Genomic DNA, 17501 nt, shown 5'->3' with positions numbered 1-17501 from the left:
ATCTTCTCTCGGTCTCGATGGGGGTAGCGACTACCAGCGGTAGTGCGCGAAGGCCTTGTTGGACTCGGCCATCTTGTGGGTGTCCTCACGCTTCTTGACCGCAGCGCCGAGGCCGTTGGAGGCGTCGAGCAGTTCGTTCATGAGGCGCTCGGTCATGGTCTTCTCGCGACGGGCGCGGGAGTAACCGACGAGCCAGCGCAGAGCGAGGGTGGAGGCACGACCGGGCTTGACCTCGATCGGCACCTGGTAGGTGGCGCCACCGACACGGCGGGACTTGACCTCGAGCGAGGGCTTGACGTTCTCAAGCGCGCGCTTCAGCGTGATGACCGGGTCGTTGCCGGTCTTCTCGCGGAGGCCTTCCATGGCGCCGTACACGATCCGCTCGGCGGTGGAACGCTTGCCGTCGAGGAGGATCTTGTTGATCAGCGAGGTGACAAGAGGAGAGCTGTAGACCGGGTCGATGATGACCGGGCGCTTCGGGGCGGGGCCCTTACGAGGCATTCTTACTTCTCCTTCTTGGCGCCGTAGCGGCTGCGGGCCTGCTTGCGGTTCTTGACACCCTGGGTGTCAAGGGAGCCGCGGATGATCTTGTAACGAACACCCGGCAGGTCCTTCACACGGCCACCACGCACGAGCACGATGGAGTGCTCCTGCAGGTTGTGTCCCTCACCCGGGATGTAGGCCGTGACCTCGATGCCGGAGGTCAGACGCACACGCGCGACCTTACGGAGCGCCGAGTTCGGCTTCTTCGGGGTGGTCGTGAACACACGCGTGCAGACACCACGACGCTGGGGCGAACCCTCGAGCGCGGGCGTCTTGTTCTTCTCGACCTTGTCCTGCCGGCCCTTCCGGACCAGCTGCTGGATCGTAGGCACTACTTCTCCGGTTTCTGTGTGCCGTTCGTGAAACTAACCTGGAACATCGCCGACCCACGCGGTCGGGTGTGTCGAATACTGCGGACTCCCACCTCAAGGGCGGAAGGGCGCAGATTGCGGTGGCTACCGACGGACTCGCGGTGCGGTTGAGGACACGCACCCGAGCCCAGGCACACCCCAGGCACAAGGCTTGAGCGTACCTACCTCACGGAGCTGGGTCAAAACAAATGAAACACATGACCGCCCCGGGCCCACCGCCGGGGCGTTCCGGGGTCGCCGCCGCGTCCACTCCCCCTCCACCGCCCGGTCGCCGCGGAGCCACGAGGTGTACGCCGGCACCCGCGACGGAGATTCGGCTGCGACGCTCCGGCAAAGACGCCGGACAGGACGCACGGATGCCCATTGCAGAAGTTATGACGGCGCTAAACATTACATTGCTCACACTCATGCTTCTGGCATGCGCCTGATAGCGTCACTGCGGTGCCCGACGGAAACACCTGAAGAAGAAGCGGGCGATTTGGACAATTTCGGACAGAGGATCGCCCCTCATTACACAGGCCTGAGCTTCCTTCGCACCACCTCTTGCATGTCAGCGCCCTCGGCGGGTCGAATCGATTCTTTACGCCCTTTTGGCAGAGCGAGAATGCGGGATGGTTATGACCAGGACTTACAGCTCTTTCCACTCATGGCTCATATCCGGGACCGGTTCCGCCGCATTGGAGGCGCACGCCGACGCTCTCGCCGCCCACTTGACGGAGCTGCCCGGCTGGAAGCCCACGGACGTGGGCCGCGCGCTGGCGCAGCTGCCCTCCGGAGGTGCGCACCGGGCGGCCCTGACCGCCGGGGAGGGCGCGGAGCTGCTGGCCCTGTTACGAGATCTGGCAGGGGGCAGGGAGGTGCCCGGGCTGGTGCGCGGGACCGGGCGGGCAGGGCGCCGGGCGGTGTTCGTCTTCCCCGGCCAGGGCGCGCAGTGGCCGGGGATGACCGCGGATCTGCTGGAGTCCTCAGAGGTCTTCCGCAGTTGGATCGAGGCGTGCGAGCGGGCGCTCAACCCGTTCGTCGACTGGTCGCTCCAGGACGTCCTGCTGGAGCGCCCTGGCGCTCCGGGGCTGGACCGGGTGGATGTGGTGCAGCCCGCGCTGTGGGCGGTCATGGTGGCGCTGGCCGAGGTGTGGCGGGCGCACGGCGTGGAGCCCGCCGCCGTCGTCGGGCACAGCCTGGGCGAGGTCGCGGCGGCGGCGGTGAGCGGGGCGCTGCCCCTGGAGGACGCGGCGCGGGTGGCCGCGCGCTGGAGCCAGGCGCAGGCGACGCTGGTGGGCCGGGGCGACATGGTGTCCGTGCTGGCCTCCGAGGAGGTGGTCCGCGACCGGCTGGCCCAGTGGAACGGACGTCTGGTCATCGCCGCCGTGAACGGCCCGTCCTCCGTGATCGTCTCCGGCCCGCCGCAGGACGCGCGGGACCTTGTCACCGCGCTGGGCGGTGAGGGAGTGCGGGCACGGGTCATCGACGTGGGCCTGGCCGCGCACTCCGGGCAGATCGACGAGATCACGCCCCGGATGCGGTCCGACCTGGCAGAACTGCGGCCCGCGACGCCCACGACGGCCTTCTACTCGACGGTTTACGCCCGGGAGTGGGCCGACGCCCGGCCGGATGCGGAGTACTGGTGCACCAATCTGCGCGGCACCGTCCGCTTCGAGGAGACCGTACGGGCCGCCCTCGACGCGGGTCATGAGGTGCTGCTGGAGATCAGCCCGCATCCGGTGCTCACCGCGGCCATGCAGGACACGGTGGAGAGGGCGGGTGCGGACGCGGTGGTGCGCTCCACCGTCCGGCGCGGCCCGGACGGGCTCGGACAATTCCGCCGGTCGCTGTCCGAGTTGTACGTGGACGGGGTGGAGCCCCGTCCGGAGCTGTTGTACCCGGGGCGCGGGGCGGCGCTCGAGCTGCCGGGGCCGGTGGACGTGGCGGAGGACGGGGCCGGTGCGGAGCCGAGGAACGGTTCGGGCCGGACGGGCGTGTTGGCCGGGCTGTCCGGTGCGGAGCTGCGGGCGGCTCTGGAGGAAGCGGTGCTGCGGGAGACGGCATCGGCGGCGGGGCTGCCGGGCTCCGAGGGGCTGGACGCGGACAGGCCGTTCCGGGATCTGGGCTTCGACTCGGTGGCCGCGGTGTCCTTGCGCGGCCGGCTGGCGCGGGCGCTGTCCGTCCGGCTCCCGGTGACGGTGGTCTTCGACCACCCGACGCCGTCGCGGCTGGCGGAGCACCTCGCCGAGCGGCTGTCTGGGTCGCGCCGGGAGGCCGGTGCGCGGGCCGAGTCGAACGTGCCGGGTGCCGCGGACGAGCCGGTCGCGATCGTCTCCATGGCCTGTCGATACCCCGGCACGGACGGGAACGTGGAAAGCGCGGAGGATCTCTGGCAGCTGGTCGCGGGGGGCGGGGACGCGATTGCCGATTTTCCCGCCGACCGGTACTGGGATGTCGCCGGTAAATATTCCATGGACCCTTCGGAGTCCGACAGCTACTATCAGCGCAGGGCCGGTCTACTGAAAGACGCGGGTCAATTCGACGCTGATTTCTTCGGTATCAGTCCGCGCGAAGCCGAGCCAATGGATCCGCAGCAACGACTTCTGCTGGAAACTGCTTGGCAAGCCTTCGAGGAATGCGGAATCCTACCCTCTGAGTGGGCTGGCAAGCGGGCCGGAGTATTTGTCGGTGCCATGGCCATGGATTACGGACCGGGGCTTGACAGCGGCTCCGCACACGAGGGCCAGGTACTCACCGGCAACGCCCTGAGCGTGCTGTCCGGCCGGATCGCCTACGCGCTCGGGCTGGAGGGTCCCGCGCTGACCGTGGACACCGCCTGTTCCTCCTCACTGGTCGCGCTCCATCTCGCGGTCCGGTCTCTGCGGCGGGGCGAGTGCGACCTCGCCCTGGCGGGCGGAGTGACGGTCATGTCGAGCCTCGGCATGTTCAAGGAGTTCAGCAGACTGGGCGGGCTCGCCCCCGACGGCCGGTGCAAGGCGTTCGGGGACGGGGCCGACGGCTTCGGGCTGGCCGAGGGCGTGGGCCTGCTGTTGCTCATGCCGCTCTCCCGGGCCCGGCGCGAGGGCCACCCGGTGCTCGCGGTGATCCGGGGCTCGGCGGTCAACCAGGACGGCGCGTCCAACGGGCTGACCGCGCCCAGTGGCCCGTCCCAGGAGCGGGTGATCCGGGACGCCCTGGCGGACGCGGGCCTCGAAGCACGCGATGTGGACGCCGTGGAGGCCCACGGCACCGGGACCCGGCTGGGCGACCCGATCGAGGCGCAGGCCCTGCTCGCCGCCTACGGGCAGGACCGTCCTGCGGACCGGCCGCTGCGGCTGGGCTCGGTGAAGTCGAACATCGGGCACACCCAGGCCGCGGCGGGAGTGGCCGGGGTGATCAAGATGGTGATGGCACTGCGGCACGGGATACTGCCGAGCACTCTGCACGCCCAGCGGCCCACCGAGCATGTGGACTGGACCTCCGGAGCGGTATCCCTGCTCTCCGGGCCGGTGCCGTGGCCGGAGTCGGGGGTCCCCCGGCGCGCGGGGGTGTCGTCCTTCGGGGTCAGCGGCACCAACGCCCATCTGATCGTCGAGGAGGCCCCGGAGGCCGAGCCCGTTCCGCCGTTCGCCGCCCGCACCCGGCTGTCCACCGCGGGTGCCGCCGACGCACCGGTGGCGTTGGCGCTGTCCGCGAAGACCCCGGCGGCCCTCGCCGGGCAGGCGCGGCTGCTGCGGTCCGCGCTGCTGTCCGAGGCTCGGCCCGCCCCCGCCGACCTGGCGTACTCGCTCGCCACCACCCGTACCGTCTTCGCGTCCCGGGCCGCCGTCGTCGGCTCCGGACGGGACGGACTCGGCGCGGCGCTGGAGGCGCTGGCCGCGGGTACCCGACAGGCCGGTGTGGTGATGCCGGACGCGGAGCGGGCCGCCCGGCCGGGGCGGACGGTGTTCGTCTTCCCCGGACAGGGCGCGCAGTGGGCGGGCATGGCCCGGCAGTTGCTGGACGGGTCACCCGTGTTCCGGGAGCGAATCGACGCGTGCGCGCGGGCTCTGGCGCCGTACACCGACTGGTCCTTGACCGATGTGCTGCGCGGCGTCCCGGGGTCGGCGTCGCTGGAGCGGGTGGATGTGGTGCAGCCGGCGCTGTGGGCGGTGATGGTGGCACTGGCCGAGGTGTGGCGGTCCTGCGGGGTCCAGCCGGACGCGGTGGTCGGCCACTCCCAGGGCGAGATCGCGGCGGCCTGTGTGGCGGGGGCGCTGTCGCTCCAGGACGCCGCGAAGGTCGTGGCGCTGCGGTGCCGGGCACTGGGGCGGCTGGCCGGGAGCGGCGCCATGGCGTCGGTCTCGCTGCCCGCCGAGGAGGTACGCGTCCGGCTGGATCGGCTGGGCGGGGCGGTGACGATGGCGGCGTACAACGGGCCGGGCACGGTCGTGGTCGCAGGCCCCGAGGACGCGATCGAAGCCACGCTGGCCGACTTCCGCAGGGACGGGGTGGAGGCGCGCCGCGTGGACGTCGACTACGCCTCGCACTCCGCGTACATGGAGCCGTTGCGCGAGGAGTTGCTCACGGCGTTGACGGACGTGGCCCCGCGCCCCGGCGAGGTGCCTTTCCATTCGAGCGTGCGGGGCGGTCTCGTCGACGGGACCGCTCTGGACGGCGCTTACTGGTACGGGAATCTGCGCGGCCCGGTGCTGTTCGAGCAGACCGTGAGGGAGTTGGCGGCTTCGGGCGCCACCACGTTCGTCGAGGTGAGCCCGCATCCGGTGGTCTCCGGCGGGGTGCGCGACACCCTGGCCTCGGCGCGGGCGCCAGGCACGGTGGTGGGGACGCTGCGGCGCGACCAGGACGCCTGGCAGCAGCTGCTGCTGAACGCGGCGCGACTGTTCGCCGACGGGGTGCGGGTCGACTGGGCGGAGCTGTCCGGCGGCACCGCCCGCACGGCCCTGCCCACCTATGCCTTCCAGCGGTCGTCCTACTGGCTGCGACCTCGGCCCGCCACACCTGACGCGGCGGCCCTGGGGCTGCGCGAGGCGGGGCATCCGCTGCTGGGCGCGGCGGTGGAGCTGCCGGGTGGCGAGGGCTGGGTGTTCACCGGCAGGCTGGACACGGGCGCGCTGCCCGGGGCGGCCGGGCGGCGGGCGGCCTTGGTCGAGCTGGTCCTGGCCGCTGTCGAGCACGGTGTCCCGGCTGTTCCCGGGCATGTGGCGCGGCTGGATCTGGAGGCGCCCCTGCCGGCGTCCGGGTCCCCGGTCGAACTGCGGGTCACCGTGTCGCCGGACAGCGACGGCCACGGGCGGGCGCGAGTGCACGCCCGGCCCGTGGACGCGCCGCCGGCGACAGGCTGGGTCCGGCACGCGCGGGCGCTGCTCGCCGAGCCGCCGGCCGGAACCGTGGCCGCGGGACTGGAGGAGTGGCCACCGACGGGGGCAGTCGCTGGGCCGGAGGACGCGCGGGAGGCCTCGGCGAACGGGCCGGTCGTGGTGTCCGGGTGGTGGCGGGCGGGCGACGCGGTGTACGCGGAGCTGGCGCTCGCCGCCGGGACGGAGGAGGACGGGTTCGGGCTGCATCCGGCACTGCTGGCCGGGGCGCTGGCGCTGCTCCCGGCGGGCCGGGAGGCGGTCCGGATGGAGGGGGTGGGCCTCTACGCCAACGGGGCGACGACGCTGCGGGTGCGGGTCTCCCCCGCCGGTCCGGACGCCTTCGAGGTGGTGGCCGCCGACGCGGCGGGCGGCCTGGTGCTGCGCGTCGACCGGGTGGTGACGCGGGCGGTCCGGCCGGTGCGGGTGTCCGGCGGCGGGCGGCCCCTGCACCACACGCGCTGGGTGCCGCTGGCCCCGGCGCCGGTGGCGGAGGAGATGCGCTGGGCGGTGCTGGGTGATGCGCCCGTGCCGCCCGGGGCCGTGCGTCACGCCGATCCCGCCGCACTGGGCGCGGCCGTCACCGGCGGTGCCGAGGTGCCCGAGGCGGTGCTCGTCCCGCTGGCCGGCACGCCGTCCGGCGGGGGCGGCGACCGGGCAGACGAGGCGCTCACCGCGCGAGAGTTGACGGGACGGCTGCTGGAGCTGGTGAACGGGGTGGCCGCCGAACCTCGGCTGGCCCGCACCCGCTGGGTCTTCCTCACCCGGGGGGCCGTCGCCACGGCGCCCGGGGACGATGTGGCGGACCTCGCCGCGGCGGCGGGCTGGGGCTTCCTCCGGGCCGCGCAGATGGAGCAGCCGGACCGGTTCGCGCTGGTCGATGTGGCCGGTCCGGCGGAGCCCGCCGGTGAGCTGATCGCGGCTGCGGCGACGGTCGCCCTGCGTCAGAACCAGCCGTTGCTCGCCGTCCGCGGGGACCGGCTCCTGGTCCCCCGGCTGCGTCCGGTCACCGGGGACGGTGACACGGCGTCCTCGATGCCGGAGATCGACCCGACGGGCACGGCGCTGATCACCGGCGGTACCGGTGTGCTGGCCGGGATCGTGGCCCGTCACCTGGTGGTCGAGCATGGGGTGCGCGACCTGGTACTGGCGGGGCGGCGCGGTGGGTCGGCCCCTGGTGCGACCGAGCTGTGCGCGGAACTGACCGCGTTGGGCGCGCGGGTGTCGGTCGCCGCCTGCGATGTGGCCGACCGGACCGCACTGGCCGCACTGCTGGCTGCGATTCCGGCCGACCAGCCGCTGCGGACCGTGATCCACGCGGCGGGCATCCTGGACGATGCCGTCCTGGCGGAGCTGACGCCCGGCCGTCTGGAGCGGGTCTTCCGGCCCAAGGTGGACGCCGCGTGGCTGCTGCACTCGCTGACCCGGGACCTAGGGGTCACCACGTTCGTGTCGTTCTCGTCGGTGGCGGGTGTGCTGGTCGGCGCGGGTCAGGCGAATTACGCGGCGGCCAACGCCTTTCTGGACGGCTTGACCCAGCGACGCAGGGCCCTCGGGCTGCCCGCCGCCTCCTTCGCCTGGGGGCTGTGGGAGACCGACAGCGGCATGACCGGGCACCTGGGCGCCGCCGAGCGCGCGGCGCTGCGCGGGGCCGGGCTGACCCCGATGCCCCCGGCGGGGGCGCTGGAGCTGTTCGACGCGGCGCTGGACTGTCGCTTGCCGGTGACGGTACTGGCGCATCTGGACACCGGCGCGATGTCCGCGGGCGAGCCGCAGCCGGTGGCACGTGCGCTGGCGGTCCGCCGGCGCCCGACGGCGGCCGGTGCGGTGGCAGCGGGCGCCAGCCGGGTCCACCCTCTCGGGCCGGACAGCGCGGACGGTCGGGTCCGGGAACTCCTGGACCGGGTGCGGGGCGCGCTGCTCGCCGACCCGTTGGTGGAGCAGGCGCTCGTCGTCCCCCGGCAGGTGGGCGAGGGCGAGGTGCGGGTAGTGGCCTATGTCGTTCCGGCACCGGGCGCCGGAGCGGACGCCGGTACGGGGGTCGGGAGCGATCTGCCGGCCGCGCTCACGCCATCGGTGGTGGTGCCGCTGCCGCTGGACACCGGGGCGGGGCTGCCCGGCGGAGGTCCGGACCCGGTGGGCCGGCAGCGGCCGGGCAGCGCGTACGAGGAGATCCTGTGCGGGCTGTTCGCCGAGGTGCTCGGGCTGGCCCGGGTCGGGACCGGGGAGGACTTCTTCGACCTCGGCGGGCACTCGCTCTCCGCGAGCAAGCTGACCGGCAGGCTCCGGGCCCTGCTCGATCTGGAGCTGCCCGGCCGGCTGGTGTTCGACGCCCCCACTGCGGCAGGTCTCGCCCGGCGGATCGCCGGAGAGACGGACGCGGGGCGCGGGCGGCCCAGGATGTCGCCCGCCGAACGCCCGGAAGTGCTGCCGCTGTCCTACGCTCAGCAGGCCCTGTGGTTCCTGCACGAGCGGGACGGCTCTTCCTCGACGTACAACATGCCGCTGGTGCTGCGGCTTGCCGGCACGCTCGACACCGGGGCGCTGGAGGCGGCGCTGAACGACGTCGGCGCGCGCCACGAGTCGCTGCGCACGGTGTTCTCCTCCACTGGGGGCGAGGCGCGTCAGCGGATCATGCCCGCCGGTACGGCGCCGGTGCCGCTGGAGATCCGGCGGGTGACGGCGGACGAGCTGACCACCGAGGTGGGCCGGGCGTCGGCGTACGCCTTCGACCTGACGGCCGAAGTGCCCTGGCGGGCCGTGCTGTTCGAGGTGGCGGAGTCGCCGCGGGCCGGGGTGCTGCTGATCCTGGTGCACCACACCGCCGGGGACGGCTGGTCGTTCGCCCCGTTGGCGCGGGATCTGGCCACGGCCTACACCGCGCGACTGGCGGGCGGTGCGCCACCGTGGCCGGAGATGCCCGCGCAGTACGTCGACTACGCGCTGTGGCAGCGTTCACTGCTGGGCGAGGCGGGCGATCCATCGAGTCCGCATGCCCGCCAGCTGGCGTATTGGGAGCGGCAGTTGGCCGATCTGCCGGAGTGCCTGGCGCTGCCGGCCGACCGGCCGCGGCCCGCCTCGGCCTCGCACGCGGGCCGTACGGCGTGGTTCGCCTTCGACAGCGGGCTGCACCGTGAACTGGTTCATCTGGCACGGTCGTTGGACGCGACGGTGTTCATGGTGGTGCAGGCTGCCGCCGCTGCGTTGTTCACCCGGCTCGGTGCCGGGACGGACATCCCGCTCGGGGCTCCGGTGGCGGGGCGGGGCGACGAAGCGCTGGAGGACCTGGTCGGGCTCTTCGTCAACACACTGGTGCTGCGCGCCGACACCTCGGGCGACCCGTCCTTCGCGGAGCTGGTCGCCCGGGTGCGGGAGACCAGCCTGGCGGCCTTCGCCCACCAGGACGTCCCTTTCGACCACGTGGTGAAGCGGCTCAACCCTCGGCGGTCCGCCGCGCACCATCCGCTCTTCCAGGTCTGCCTGGCCTGGCAGAGCGCCCCGCAGGCTGTCCTGGACCTGCCGGGCCTGGAAGCTCGCCCGGAGTTCGGAGGCACCGACCGGGCCCGCTACGACCTGTGGTTTTCCTTCACCGAGCAGCACGACGCGCAGGGGCAGCCGGACGGCATGACCCTGATGGCGGAGTACGCCACCGACCTCTACGACCCGGAGACGGTCGGTGAGCTGGTGGCCCGGTGGATCCGGTTCCTCCGGGCAGCGGTGGCCGACCCGGCCCGGCCTATCGGGGCGGCGGACGTGCTGCTGCCCGGCGAACGCGAGCGGCTGGCGGTGCCGCCGGGCCCCGCGACCCCGGCGGCGACGATCGCCGGGAGGTTCGCCGAGCAGGTGCGCCGGACCCCGGACGCCGTCGCCGTGGTGAGCGGCGCCGAGCGACTGTCGTACGCGGAGCTGGACGCACGGGCCAACCGGCTCGCCCACTGGCTGATCGGCCGGGGGGTGGGGCCCGAGGTCCGGGTGGGGCTGCTGTTGCCTCGTACGGCCGAGATCGTCGTCGCGATGCTGGCGGTGGTGAAGGCCGGGGGCGTCTATGTGCCGATCGACCCTGCGTACCCGGCAGACCGGATCGCGCATATGAGCACTGACGCCGCGTTCGCGCTGCTCCTGGCCGGACGCACGGAGTCGACCGCGCTCACCGCCGGGTCGACGGCCGAGGTGGTGCTGGTCGACGGGCCCGGCGAACGCCCCTGGGACGGCTGCCCGTCCACCGGTCCGGTGGACGCGGACCGCACCGGCCCCCTGCTGCCGGACCACCCCGCGTACGTCATCTACACCTCCGGCTCGACCGGGGCGCCCAAGGGCGTCTCCGTGCCACAGCGCAATGTGGTGCGGCTGCTGGACGCGACACAGCACTGGTTCGGCTTCGGCCCGGACGACGTGTGGACGATGTTCCACTCCGCGGCCTTCGACTTCTCGGTCTGGGAGATCTGGGGGGCGCTGCTGTGGGGCGCCCGGGTCGTCGTGGTGCCGCACGAGGTGAGCCGGGCTCCGGAGCAGTTCCTCGCGCTGCTGGCGGACGAGGGTGTGACGGTGCTCAACCAGACGCCCTCGGCCTTCTACCAGCTGGCTGAGGCAGACGGGGAGCATCCGGCGTCCGGGGACCGGCTGGCCCTGCGCACGGTGGTGTTCGGCGGGGAGGCCCTGGACCCTTCGCGGTTGGCGGGCTGGTACGAGCGGCATCCTCGAACGCCGGAGCTGGTGAACATGTACGGCACCACCGAGACCACGGTGCACGTGAGCCATCTGCGGCTGGACCGGGAGTCAGCTGCGGCGGCCGGGCACGCGGGCCCGGTCGGGGTCCCCATCCCGGACCTGGCCTGCTATGTCCTGGACGACTGGCTCGCTCCGGTGCCGCCCGGGGTGCCCGGGGAGCTGTACGTCGCCGGGGCGGGGGTCGCCCGGGGGTATCTGAACCGGGCGGGCCTGAGCGCCCACCGCTTCGTGGCCGACCCCTACGGCGCACCGGGCAGCCGAATGTACCGGACAGGCGATGTGGTGCGCCGGGACCGGGCGGGCGGCATGGAGTTCGTGGGCCGCGCCGACCAGCAGGTCAAGATCCGCGGCTTCCGGATCGAGTTGGGTGAAATCGAGGCGGCGCTCGCCGCGCTGCCCGGGGTCGCGCAGGCCCTTGTCACCGTCCGGGAGGAAACAGCCGGCGACCGCAGGCTCGTGGGGTACGTGATACCCACGGCGGGCACCCGGCCGGAGGGCTCAGCCCTGCGCGAGGGGGTGCGCGGGGTGCTGCCCGAGTACATGGTCCCCTCGGCGGTCGTGGTGATCGAGCGGCTGCCGCTGACCGCCAACGGCAAGCTCGACACCCGCGCGCTGCCCGCGCCGGACTATCTGCCGGTGGCCGGGCGGGAGCCGCGCAACGAACGGGAACGCAGACTGTGCGGTCTGTTCGCGGAGCTGCTGAGGGTGGAGAACGTCGGGATCGACGACGCGTTCTTCGACCTCGGCGGGCACTCGCTGCTGGCCACCCGGCTGGTGAGCCGCGTCCGCGCGGACCTGGACGCCGACATCAGCATCCGCACGGTGTTCGAGGCTCCGACCGTGGCAGCGCTGGCCCAGCGGCTCGGCAAAGCGGCTCCCGCGGGACGGCCCGCGCTGCGGGGGCGTGCCCGTAACCGCCGCTGAGGCCCCTGGGGTGGCGGCCCGCACGGCCGCCACCCCACAGAACCAGTCCTTTGCTCTACGGGGGAATCCACACGCATGACCATGAATCTCTTCGAACGGGACGACGAACTGCGCCAGCTGCGGGAGCTACTCACCGGCTCCCTGGCCGGGGCCGGGGCGCTGGTCCTCGTCACCGGCCCGCCGTCCTCGGGGAAGACCGAACTCATGTACGAGACGGCGGACTTCGCGGCTGGCGAGGGCGCCGTGGTGCTGGAGGCGCAGTGCCTGCGGTCCAGTGAGCTCGCCCCGCTCGACGCGCTCTCGCAGCTGCTCGCCAAGGTGGGCTCCCCGGTCCGGAACGCACGGGCGGACCGGCTGCTGGAGGAGGCCCGGGCGGCGGCCTCGCACGCCTCGGACCGGTGCTCGGAGGCGATCGGCCACATCGCGGGGCAGACCCTGGACGGACTGTGCGAGGTGGTGCTCGGGCTGGCGGCGAAGACGCCGGTCCTGATGCTGGTGGACGACGTGCAGTTCGCGGACGTGCCGTCGCTCCAGTTCCTGCTGTACCTGGCGCACCGCTCGCGATCGGCGCGGCTGATGATCGTGCTGGCGGAACGGGCCGGACCGGATACCGTGCACCCGCTGTTCCGGGCCGGGCTGCTGGGTCAGCCGCACTACCGGCAGCTGCCGGTGGGGCCGCTGTCGGTGACCGGGGTCGAGGCGCTGCTGGCGGAGGGAGGCACGCCCCGGGGCGCCCGGCCCGCGGCGGAGACCGTGCACGCGGTCACCGGCGGCAACCCGCTGCTGACCCGGGCGCTGCTTCAGGATTCCCGTGAGGCGGGCGCCGGGGACGGCATCGCGGTGGGAACCGCCTACCAGCAGGCGGTGCTGTACTGCGTCCACCGCGACCAGTCCAGCAGCCGGGAGGCGGCCGGGGTGGCAGCGGTACTGGGCGACTCGGCGCACCCGGAACTGATCGCCCGGATCCTGGACCGGGACGACGACGCAGTGGAGCGGGCGCTCGCCTCGCTGGAGCACACGGGGCTGATGACCGGACCTCGGTTCCGGCACCCGGCGGCGCGGGAAGCGGTGCTGGCGGATCTGACGCAGAGCGAGCGCGTCGGCCTCCAGCTGCGGGCGGCCCGTGCTCTGGACGACGACGGCGCCTCGTCCACGACGGTGGCCCTGCACCTGCTGTCCTCGGGGTACGCCCAGGAGGACTGGGCGCAGCGGGTGCTGGACGAGGCCGCGGAGGAGGCGGCGGCGCTGGGCCGTCCCGACCACGCGGCGGCCTTCCTCGACCTGGCCGCCCGGGCGTGCAGGGACCCGCGTCGCCGCGATGAGCTGGTGATGCGGCTGGCCCACCACGAGCAGTGGGTGAACCCGTTCGCGACCGCACGGCGCGTGCACCGGCTGACCCGGCCCCTGCGGCACGATCGGGTCGCACCCTCGCATCTGCCGCTGATCCTGCGGCATCTGTTCCTGTCGGGGCGGCTGGACGAGATGGCAACGGTGCTGCCCGCGCTGGACGCGGCGCTGGAGGTGGCCGACCCGCGCACCGCGCTGCACCTGCGGCTCTCCAGGCTGTCGCTGGGCACCTGGTACCCCGCGCTCCCGGACAACGCGTACCACCGCGAGGAGGTCGCGGCGGACGCGGAGACACCCCCGGACCCCCGACTGCGGGCGATCGGCGCGCTCCGCTCGCTCCTGGCCTCGGGCGATCGGAAAACCGCGGCTGCGGAGGCCGACGCTGCGCTGTCCGGACTGAGCGCGGGCGTCCCGGCCCTGGAGGCTACGGGCACGGCGCTGTACACGCTGATCCTGTCCGGCCGCACCGACCGGGCCGCCGACTGGCACCACACCCTGGCGCGATCGGAGGAGGGGAGCGGGCTCGCCGGGCGGCGGCTCATGCTGACCCTCGTGAGGGCGGAGATCGCGCTGCGCCAGGGAGATCCGGTGAGCGCCGGGCGGCTCGCCCGGCAGGCGATGCGGCTGGTCCCGGAACAGTACTGGCCGCTGGGCGCGGCGGTGCCGCTGATCCTGGCGCTGCGGGCCGCCGTCGCGGCGGGCGATGTCGACACGGCGGCGGAGCTGGCCGGCCGGCCGGTGCCGCACGCACTGACGGACACCCTCCTTGGGCCGGTCCATCTGCGCGCGCGGGGCCGCCTCGAACTGCTGGCCGGGCGACCGGACAACGCGCTGGACGACTTCCTGGCCTGCGGGCGGCTGATGCGCAAGGGCCGCTTCGACCTGCCGTCCCTGGCACCGTGGCGGGGCGATGCCGCCGAGGCGTGTCTGGCGCTCGGCCACCGGGCCGAGGCCCGGTGGCTGGCCGAGGAACAGCTCGCGATGGAGCGTCCCGGGCACCCGCCGACGCGGGGGGCGTCGCTGCGGATGCTGGCGGCGGTCGCCCCGGGCGAGCGGCGCGGACGGCTGCCGGAGGGGTCGGGGGCGGACGGCGGGCGGGACACCCTGACGCGGACGCTGGCGGAGCTGCGTGCGGAGGGCGGGGGGCGGGGTGAGCCGGAGCCGGGCACGGCCCCAGGGTGGGAGCCCGCCCTGGACGGGGAGCACAAGGTCCTGCGTCGGCGGCCGGGAAGCCGGGCCGCGGCGTCCGTGTTCCCCGCGGGCCGCGCGGTGCGGGCGACGCTCACCGGCGCGGAGGAGCGGGTCGCCAAGCTGGCCGCGTTGGGGCGCACCAACCGCGAGATCGCCTCGGAGCTGCAGGTCACGGCGAGCACGGTGGAGCAGCACCTGACGAGGGTCTACCGCAAGCTGGCGGTGACCCGGCGCGGGGAGCTGACCGAGGTGTTCTCCCGTTAGGGGCCGCTGCCGCCCACCCCCCGGCGGGTACCGCCGCCCGCTCCTCCAGCGGGCGGCGGCTCCGTCAGGAGGCGCTCGCCCGGGCGACGAAGTCCCGGAGTTCGCCGACGGTGTTGATGCTGCCGACCTCCTCGTCCGGAATGACCACACCGAACCGCCGTTCCGCCGCGGTGAAGAGTTCGATGGTCGTGAGCGAGTCCATGTCGAGGTCCTCGCGAAATTTCGAGGCGGGGGTAATCTCCCGGGCGGGATCGGAAAGCTGACGTATGAGTTCGTCGATTCCATAGAGCATTTCGTCTGCGGACATGGAATTCCCTTCAGGGGATGGTGACAACTTGGCCCGCGTAGGTAAGTCCGGCGCCGAATCCGAGGAACAGTGCGCTTTCTCCGGACCGGGTCGCGCCGGATTCCCGCAGGGCGAGCAGGGCGAGGGGAACGGAGGCAGCCGAGGTGTTTCCCGCGTCGATGATGTCGCGGGCCACCCGGTCCTGGTCGATACCGAGATCCTTGGCGACGGCGTCCAGGATCCTGCGGTTGGCCTGGTGCATGACGAGCCAGTCGAGGTCCCCGACGGTGGTGCCCGCCCGTTCGCAGGCGAGCCGGGCGGCGGGCGGCAGGCAGTCGATGGCCCATTTGAAGACGAGCTTGCCGCGCATGGTGATGTGACGCTCCCCGTCCGGCACGGCCAGCACGTCCCTGCGGGCTCCGTCGCTGCCCCAGACCGGGGGGCCGATCCCGTCCTCGGCGGCGCGGGAGACCACGACCGCCCCAGCGCCGTCCGCGAGCATGGCGTACACGTCCTCGATGGCGGGGGTCGTCCAATCGGTGAGCCGCTCGGAGCCGATGACGACGGCGTGCTCCACATGGCCGAGGCGGACCGCGTCGGCGGCGGCGGCCAGGGCGTAGGTGAACCCCGCGCAGGCCGCGTTGAGGTCGTAGGCGCCGGCCCCCGCGCAGCCGAGGAGCGTCGCGATCTCCGGCGCCCCCGCCGGGATGAGGTTCTCCGGGGTCTGGGTAGCCAGCACCACGAGGCCGACGCTCTCCGGGGCGACCCCGGCGTCGCGCAGGGCGGCGGCGCCCGCCTCGACGGCCATCGCCACGATCGTCTCGGCGTCGCCGGCGTGGCCCCGGGTCTTCAGCCCGGTCCGGTCGGTGATCCAGTCGGCGGTGAGCGATGTGCTCGCCGCGATCTCCTCGTTGGTCACGGACCGGGCGGGCCGGTAGCCGCCCAGGCCGCTGATCCGCGCGCCGGCCGTCACCACTCGACCGGGATCTTCTTCAGGCCGCGGATAACGGTGGTGATGTCGTACCACCAGTCGGTGCGGTCACCCCCGGCGAGCCGCAGGGCGGGCAGCCGACGGGCCAGCGTGGCAAGAACGACCTGGAGTTCGAGCCGGGCCAGCCAGGCGCCGACGCAATAGTGCGGGCCATGGCCGAAGGCGACGTGCGGGTTGACCTCGCGGGTCAGGTCCAGCTCGTCCGGGCGCTCGAAGACCTTCTCGTCGCGGTTGGCGGAGGCCAGGAGGGCGAGGATCGGCTCGCCTTCGCGCACGGTGCCGCCCTCCAGCTCGATGTCCTCCGTGGCGTAGCTGCCGAAGCCGAAGACGTCTCCGATGGAGACGAACCGCAGCAACTCCTCGACGGCGGTCGGCATGATCTCCGGCCGCTCGTGCAGCTGGGCGTAGGCCTCGGGCCGTTCGAGCAGGGTGTAGAGGGAGTTGGCCAGGTGGGCGGCGACCGGTTCGTGACCGCCCAGCAGCAGCGCCACCACGTGGTTGGGCAGTTCCTCGGCCGGGAAGTCGTCCTGCGCGTCCCACACCTTCACCAGCGCGCTGACCAGGTCCTCGCCCGGCTTCTCGCGACGCTCCGCGATCAGCTTGGTGGTGTAGCCAAGCAGGTTGGTGAAGTTGGCGACGAACTCCTCGACCGGCGCGTCGGTGGTGGACAGCAGCCCCACCGACCAGGTGAGGAAGTCGGCCCGGTCCTCTTCGGGGACGTCGTAGAGCACGCAGTTGACGGCGACCGGCAGCGGGCGGGCGATGACGTCGACGATGTCCGCGCCCTGGCCCCGTGCGATCAAGGCGTCGATGAGATCGTCGGCGATCTGCTGGACGTGCGGACGCAGCGCCTCGATCCGCTTCTTGGTGAACGCCCGGGCGACGTGCTTGCGCGCCTTCGTGTGCACGGGCTGGTCCATGAACGGGATGCTGTACGCATACGGCCCCGGGGCGAAGCGCGGCGCGTCCCTCTGCAGTCCCGCCTCACGGCTGAAGCGCTGGTCCATCAGGAGGGCCCTGACGTCCCCGTGCCGGGTGGCGAGCCAGGTCGGTTCGCCGTAGGGCAGGCGCACCTTGGCGAGCGGTTCCTCGACGCGCAGCCGGTCGTAGACCGGATAGGCGTCCAACCGGTCCATCGGGCACAGCGGGTAGGCCGGCGCCTCGCTGTCGGTTACGGGTTCGGTCATGGCGGGACAGCCCCTTCATCGAAGCACCCCGGGCGAATGGCCGGGCCGTGCTCAGTAGGTCGGCGGGAAAGGCCGTTATGCCAAAGTCGGCCGTTCCCGGTCAACCCCCTGCACGGTGCCGGATTTGATTTTCCGTGACTCAAAAAGGCCTTCTCGCCCGGCCCGATCACCGCTTTCCCCGGCCTGTCGCACCTACACGCTCCTGATTTTTCCAACCCCCTCACCCCACCCCCTATGGGGCCCCTCACCGGGTGGATACACCGGTTCACCGCAGCGCTGTAGGGGGTTATCGGAGAAGAAATGGCTGCCTATGGTGGGCCGCATCGCCCA

General features: G+C 73.0%; 7 protein-coding genes. 2 read left to right on the top strand and 5 right to left on the bottom strand.

Translation table 11 applies throughout. The features are described from left to right. Positions 1–30: 30 nt before the first annotated feature. On the bottom strand, positions 31–501 hold the full coding sequence (gene rpsG, locus ACZ60Q_RS19585; RefSeq protein ID WP_007445917.1) for a 30S ribosomal protein S7: 471 nt from the start codon (positions 499–501) through the stop codon (positions 31–33). A 2-nt stretch (positions 502–503) separates the two neighbouring features. Beyond that, positions 504–875 carry a 30S ribosomal protein S12 gene (gene rpsL / locus ACZ60Q_RS19580; RefSeq protein ID WP_003948652.1) on the bottom strand — a complete coding sequence of 124 codons (372 nt, stop codon included), beginning with the start codon at positions 873–875 and terminating at the stop codon, positions 504–506. Positions 876–1531: 656 nt separating this feature from the next. On the opposite strand from rpsL, the gene ACZ60Q_RS19575 reads away from it, so the two are divergent. Together ACZ60Q_RS19575 and ACZ60Q_RS19570 are read left to right on the top strand one after the other, a co-directional pair. After that, positions 1532–11905: an amino acid adenylation domain-containing protein gene (locus tag ACZ60Q_RS19575; RefSeq protein ID WP_469635840.1), complete on the top strand. Its 10374-nt coding sequence runs from the start codon at positions 1532–1534 to the stop codon at positions 11903–11905. A 75-nt stretch (positions 11906–11980) separates the two neighbouring features. Next, on the top strand, positions 11981–14707 hold the full coding sequence (locus ACZ60Q_RS19570; RefSeq protein WP_469635837.1) for an ATP-binding protein: 2727 nt from the start codon (positions 11981–11983) through the stop codon (positions 14705–14707). 64 nt (positions 14708–14771) lie between these two features. Here the strand turns inward: ACZ60Q_RS19570 and ACZ60Q_RS19565 are convergent, their stop codons facing one another. The 3 genes from ACZ60Q_RS19565 to ACZ60Q_RS19555 are packed head-to-tail and all read right to left on the bottom strand — an operon-like array spanning position 14772 to position 17171. After that, positions 14772–15014 carry an acyl carrier protein gene (locus tag ACZ60Q_RS19565; protein WP_469635835.1) on the bottom strand — a complete coding sequence of 81 codons (243 nt, stop codon included), beginning with the start codon at positions 15012–15014 and terminating at the stop codon, positions 14772–14774. 10 nt (positions 15015–15024) lie between these two features. Continuing rightward, positions 15025–15969: a beta-ketoacyl-ACP synthase 3 gene (locus tag ACZ60Q_RS19560; RefSeq protein WP_469635832.1), complete on the bottom strand. Its 945-nt coding sequence runs from the start codon at positions 15967–15969 to the stop codon at positions 15025–15027. Continuing rightward, positions 15963–17171, bottom strand: coding sequence for a cytochrome P450 (locus ACZ60Q_RS19555; protein WP_469635829.1), 1209 nt, complete (start codon positions 17169–17171; stop codon positions 15963–15965). The genes ACZ60Q_RS19560 and ACZ60Q_RS19555 overlap by 7 nt, the downstream gene beginning before the upstream one ends. Positions 17172–17501 lie beyond the last annotated feature (330 nt).

It is taken from the genome of Streptomyces sp. NPDC104313 (assembly GCF_055583985.1).
Note: the sequence above shows the minus strand (reverse complement) of the source record. Positions and strands in the feature narration are given on the sequence as shown.

What these genes read in the sequence shown, in the direction of transcription:
- rpsG (WP_007445917.1), bottom strand. Translation starts at nt 501, where the DNA reads ATGCCTCGTAAGGGCCCCGCCCCGAAGCGCCCGGTCATCATCGACCCG.
- ACZ60Q_RS19570 (WP_469635837.1), top strand. Translation starts at nt 11,981, where the DNA reads ATGACCATGAATCTCTTCGAACGGGACGACGAACTGCGCCAGCTGCGG.
- ACZ60Q_RS19555 (WP_469635829.1), bottom strand. Translation starts at nt 17,171, where the DNA reads ATGACCGAACCCGTAACCGACAGCGAGGCGCCGGCCTACCCGCTGTGC.
- ACZ60Q_RS19575 (WP_469635840.1), top strand. Translation starts at nt 1,532, where the DNA reads ATGACCAGGACTTACAGCTCTTTCCACTCATGGCTCATATCCGGGACC.
- ACZ60Q_RS19565 (WP_469635835.1), bottom strand. Translation starts at nt 15,014, where the DNA reads ATGTCCGCAGACGAAATGCTCTATGGAATCGACGAACTCATACGTCAG.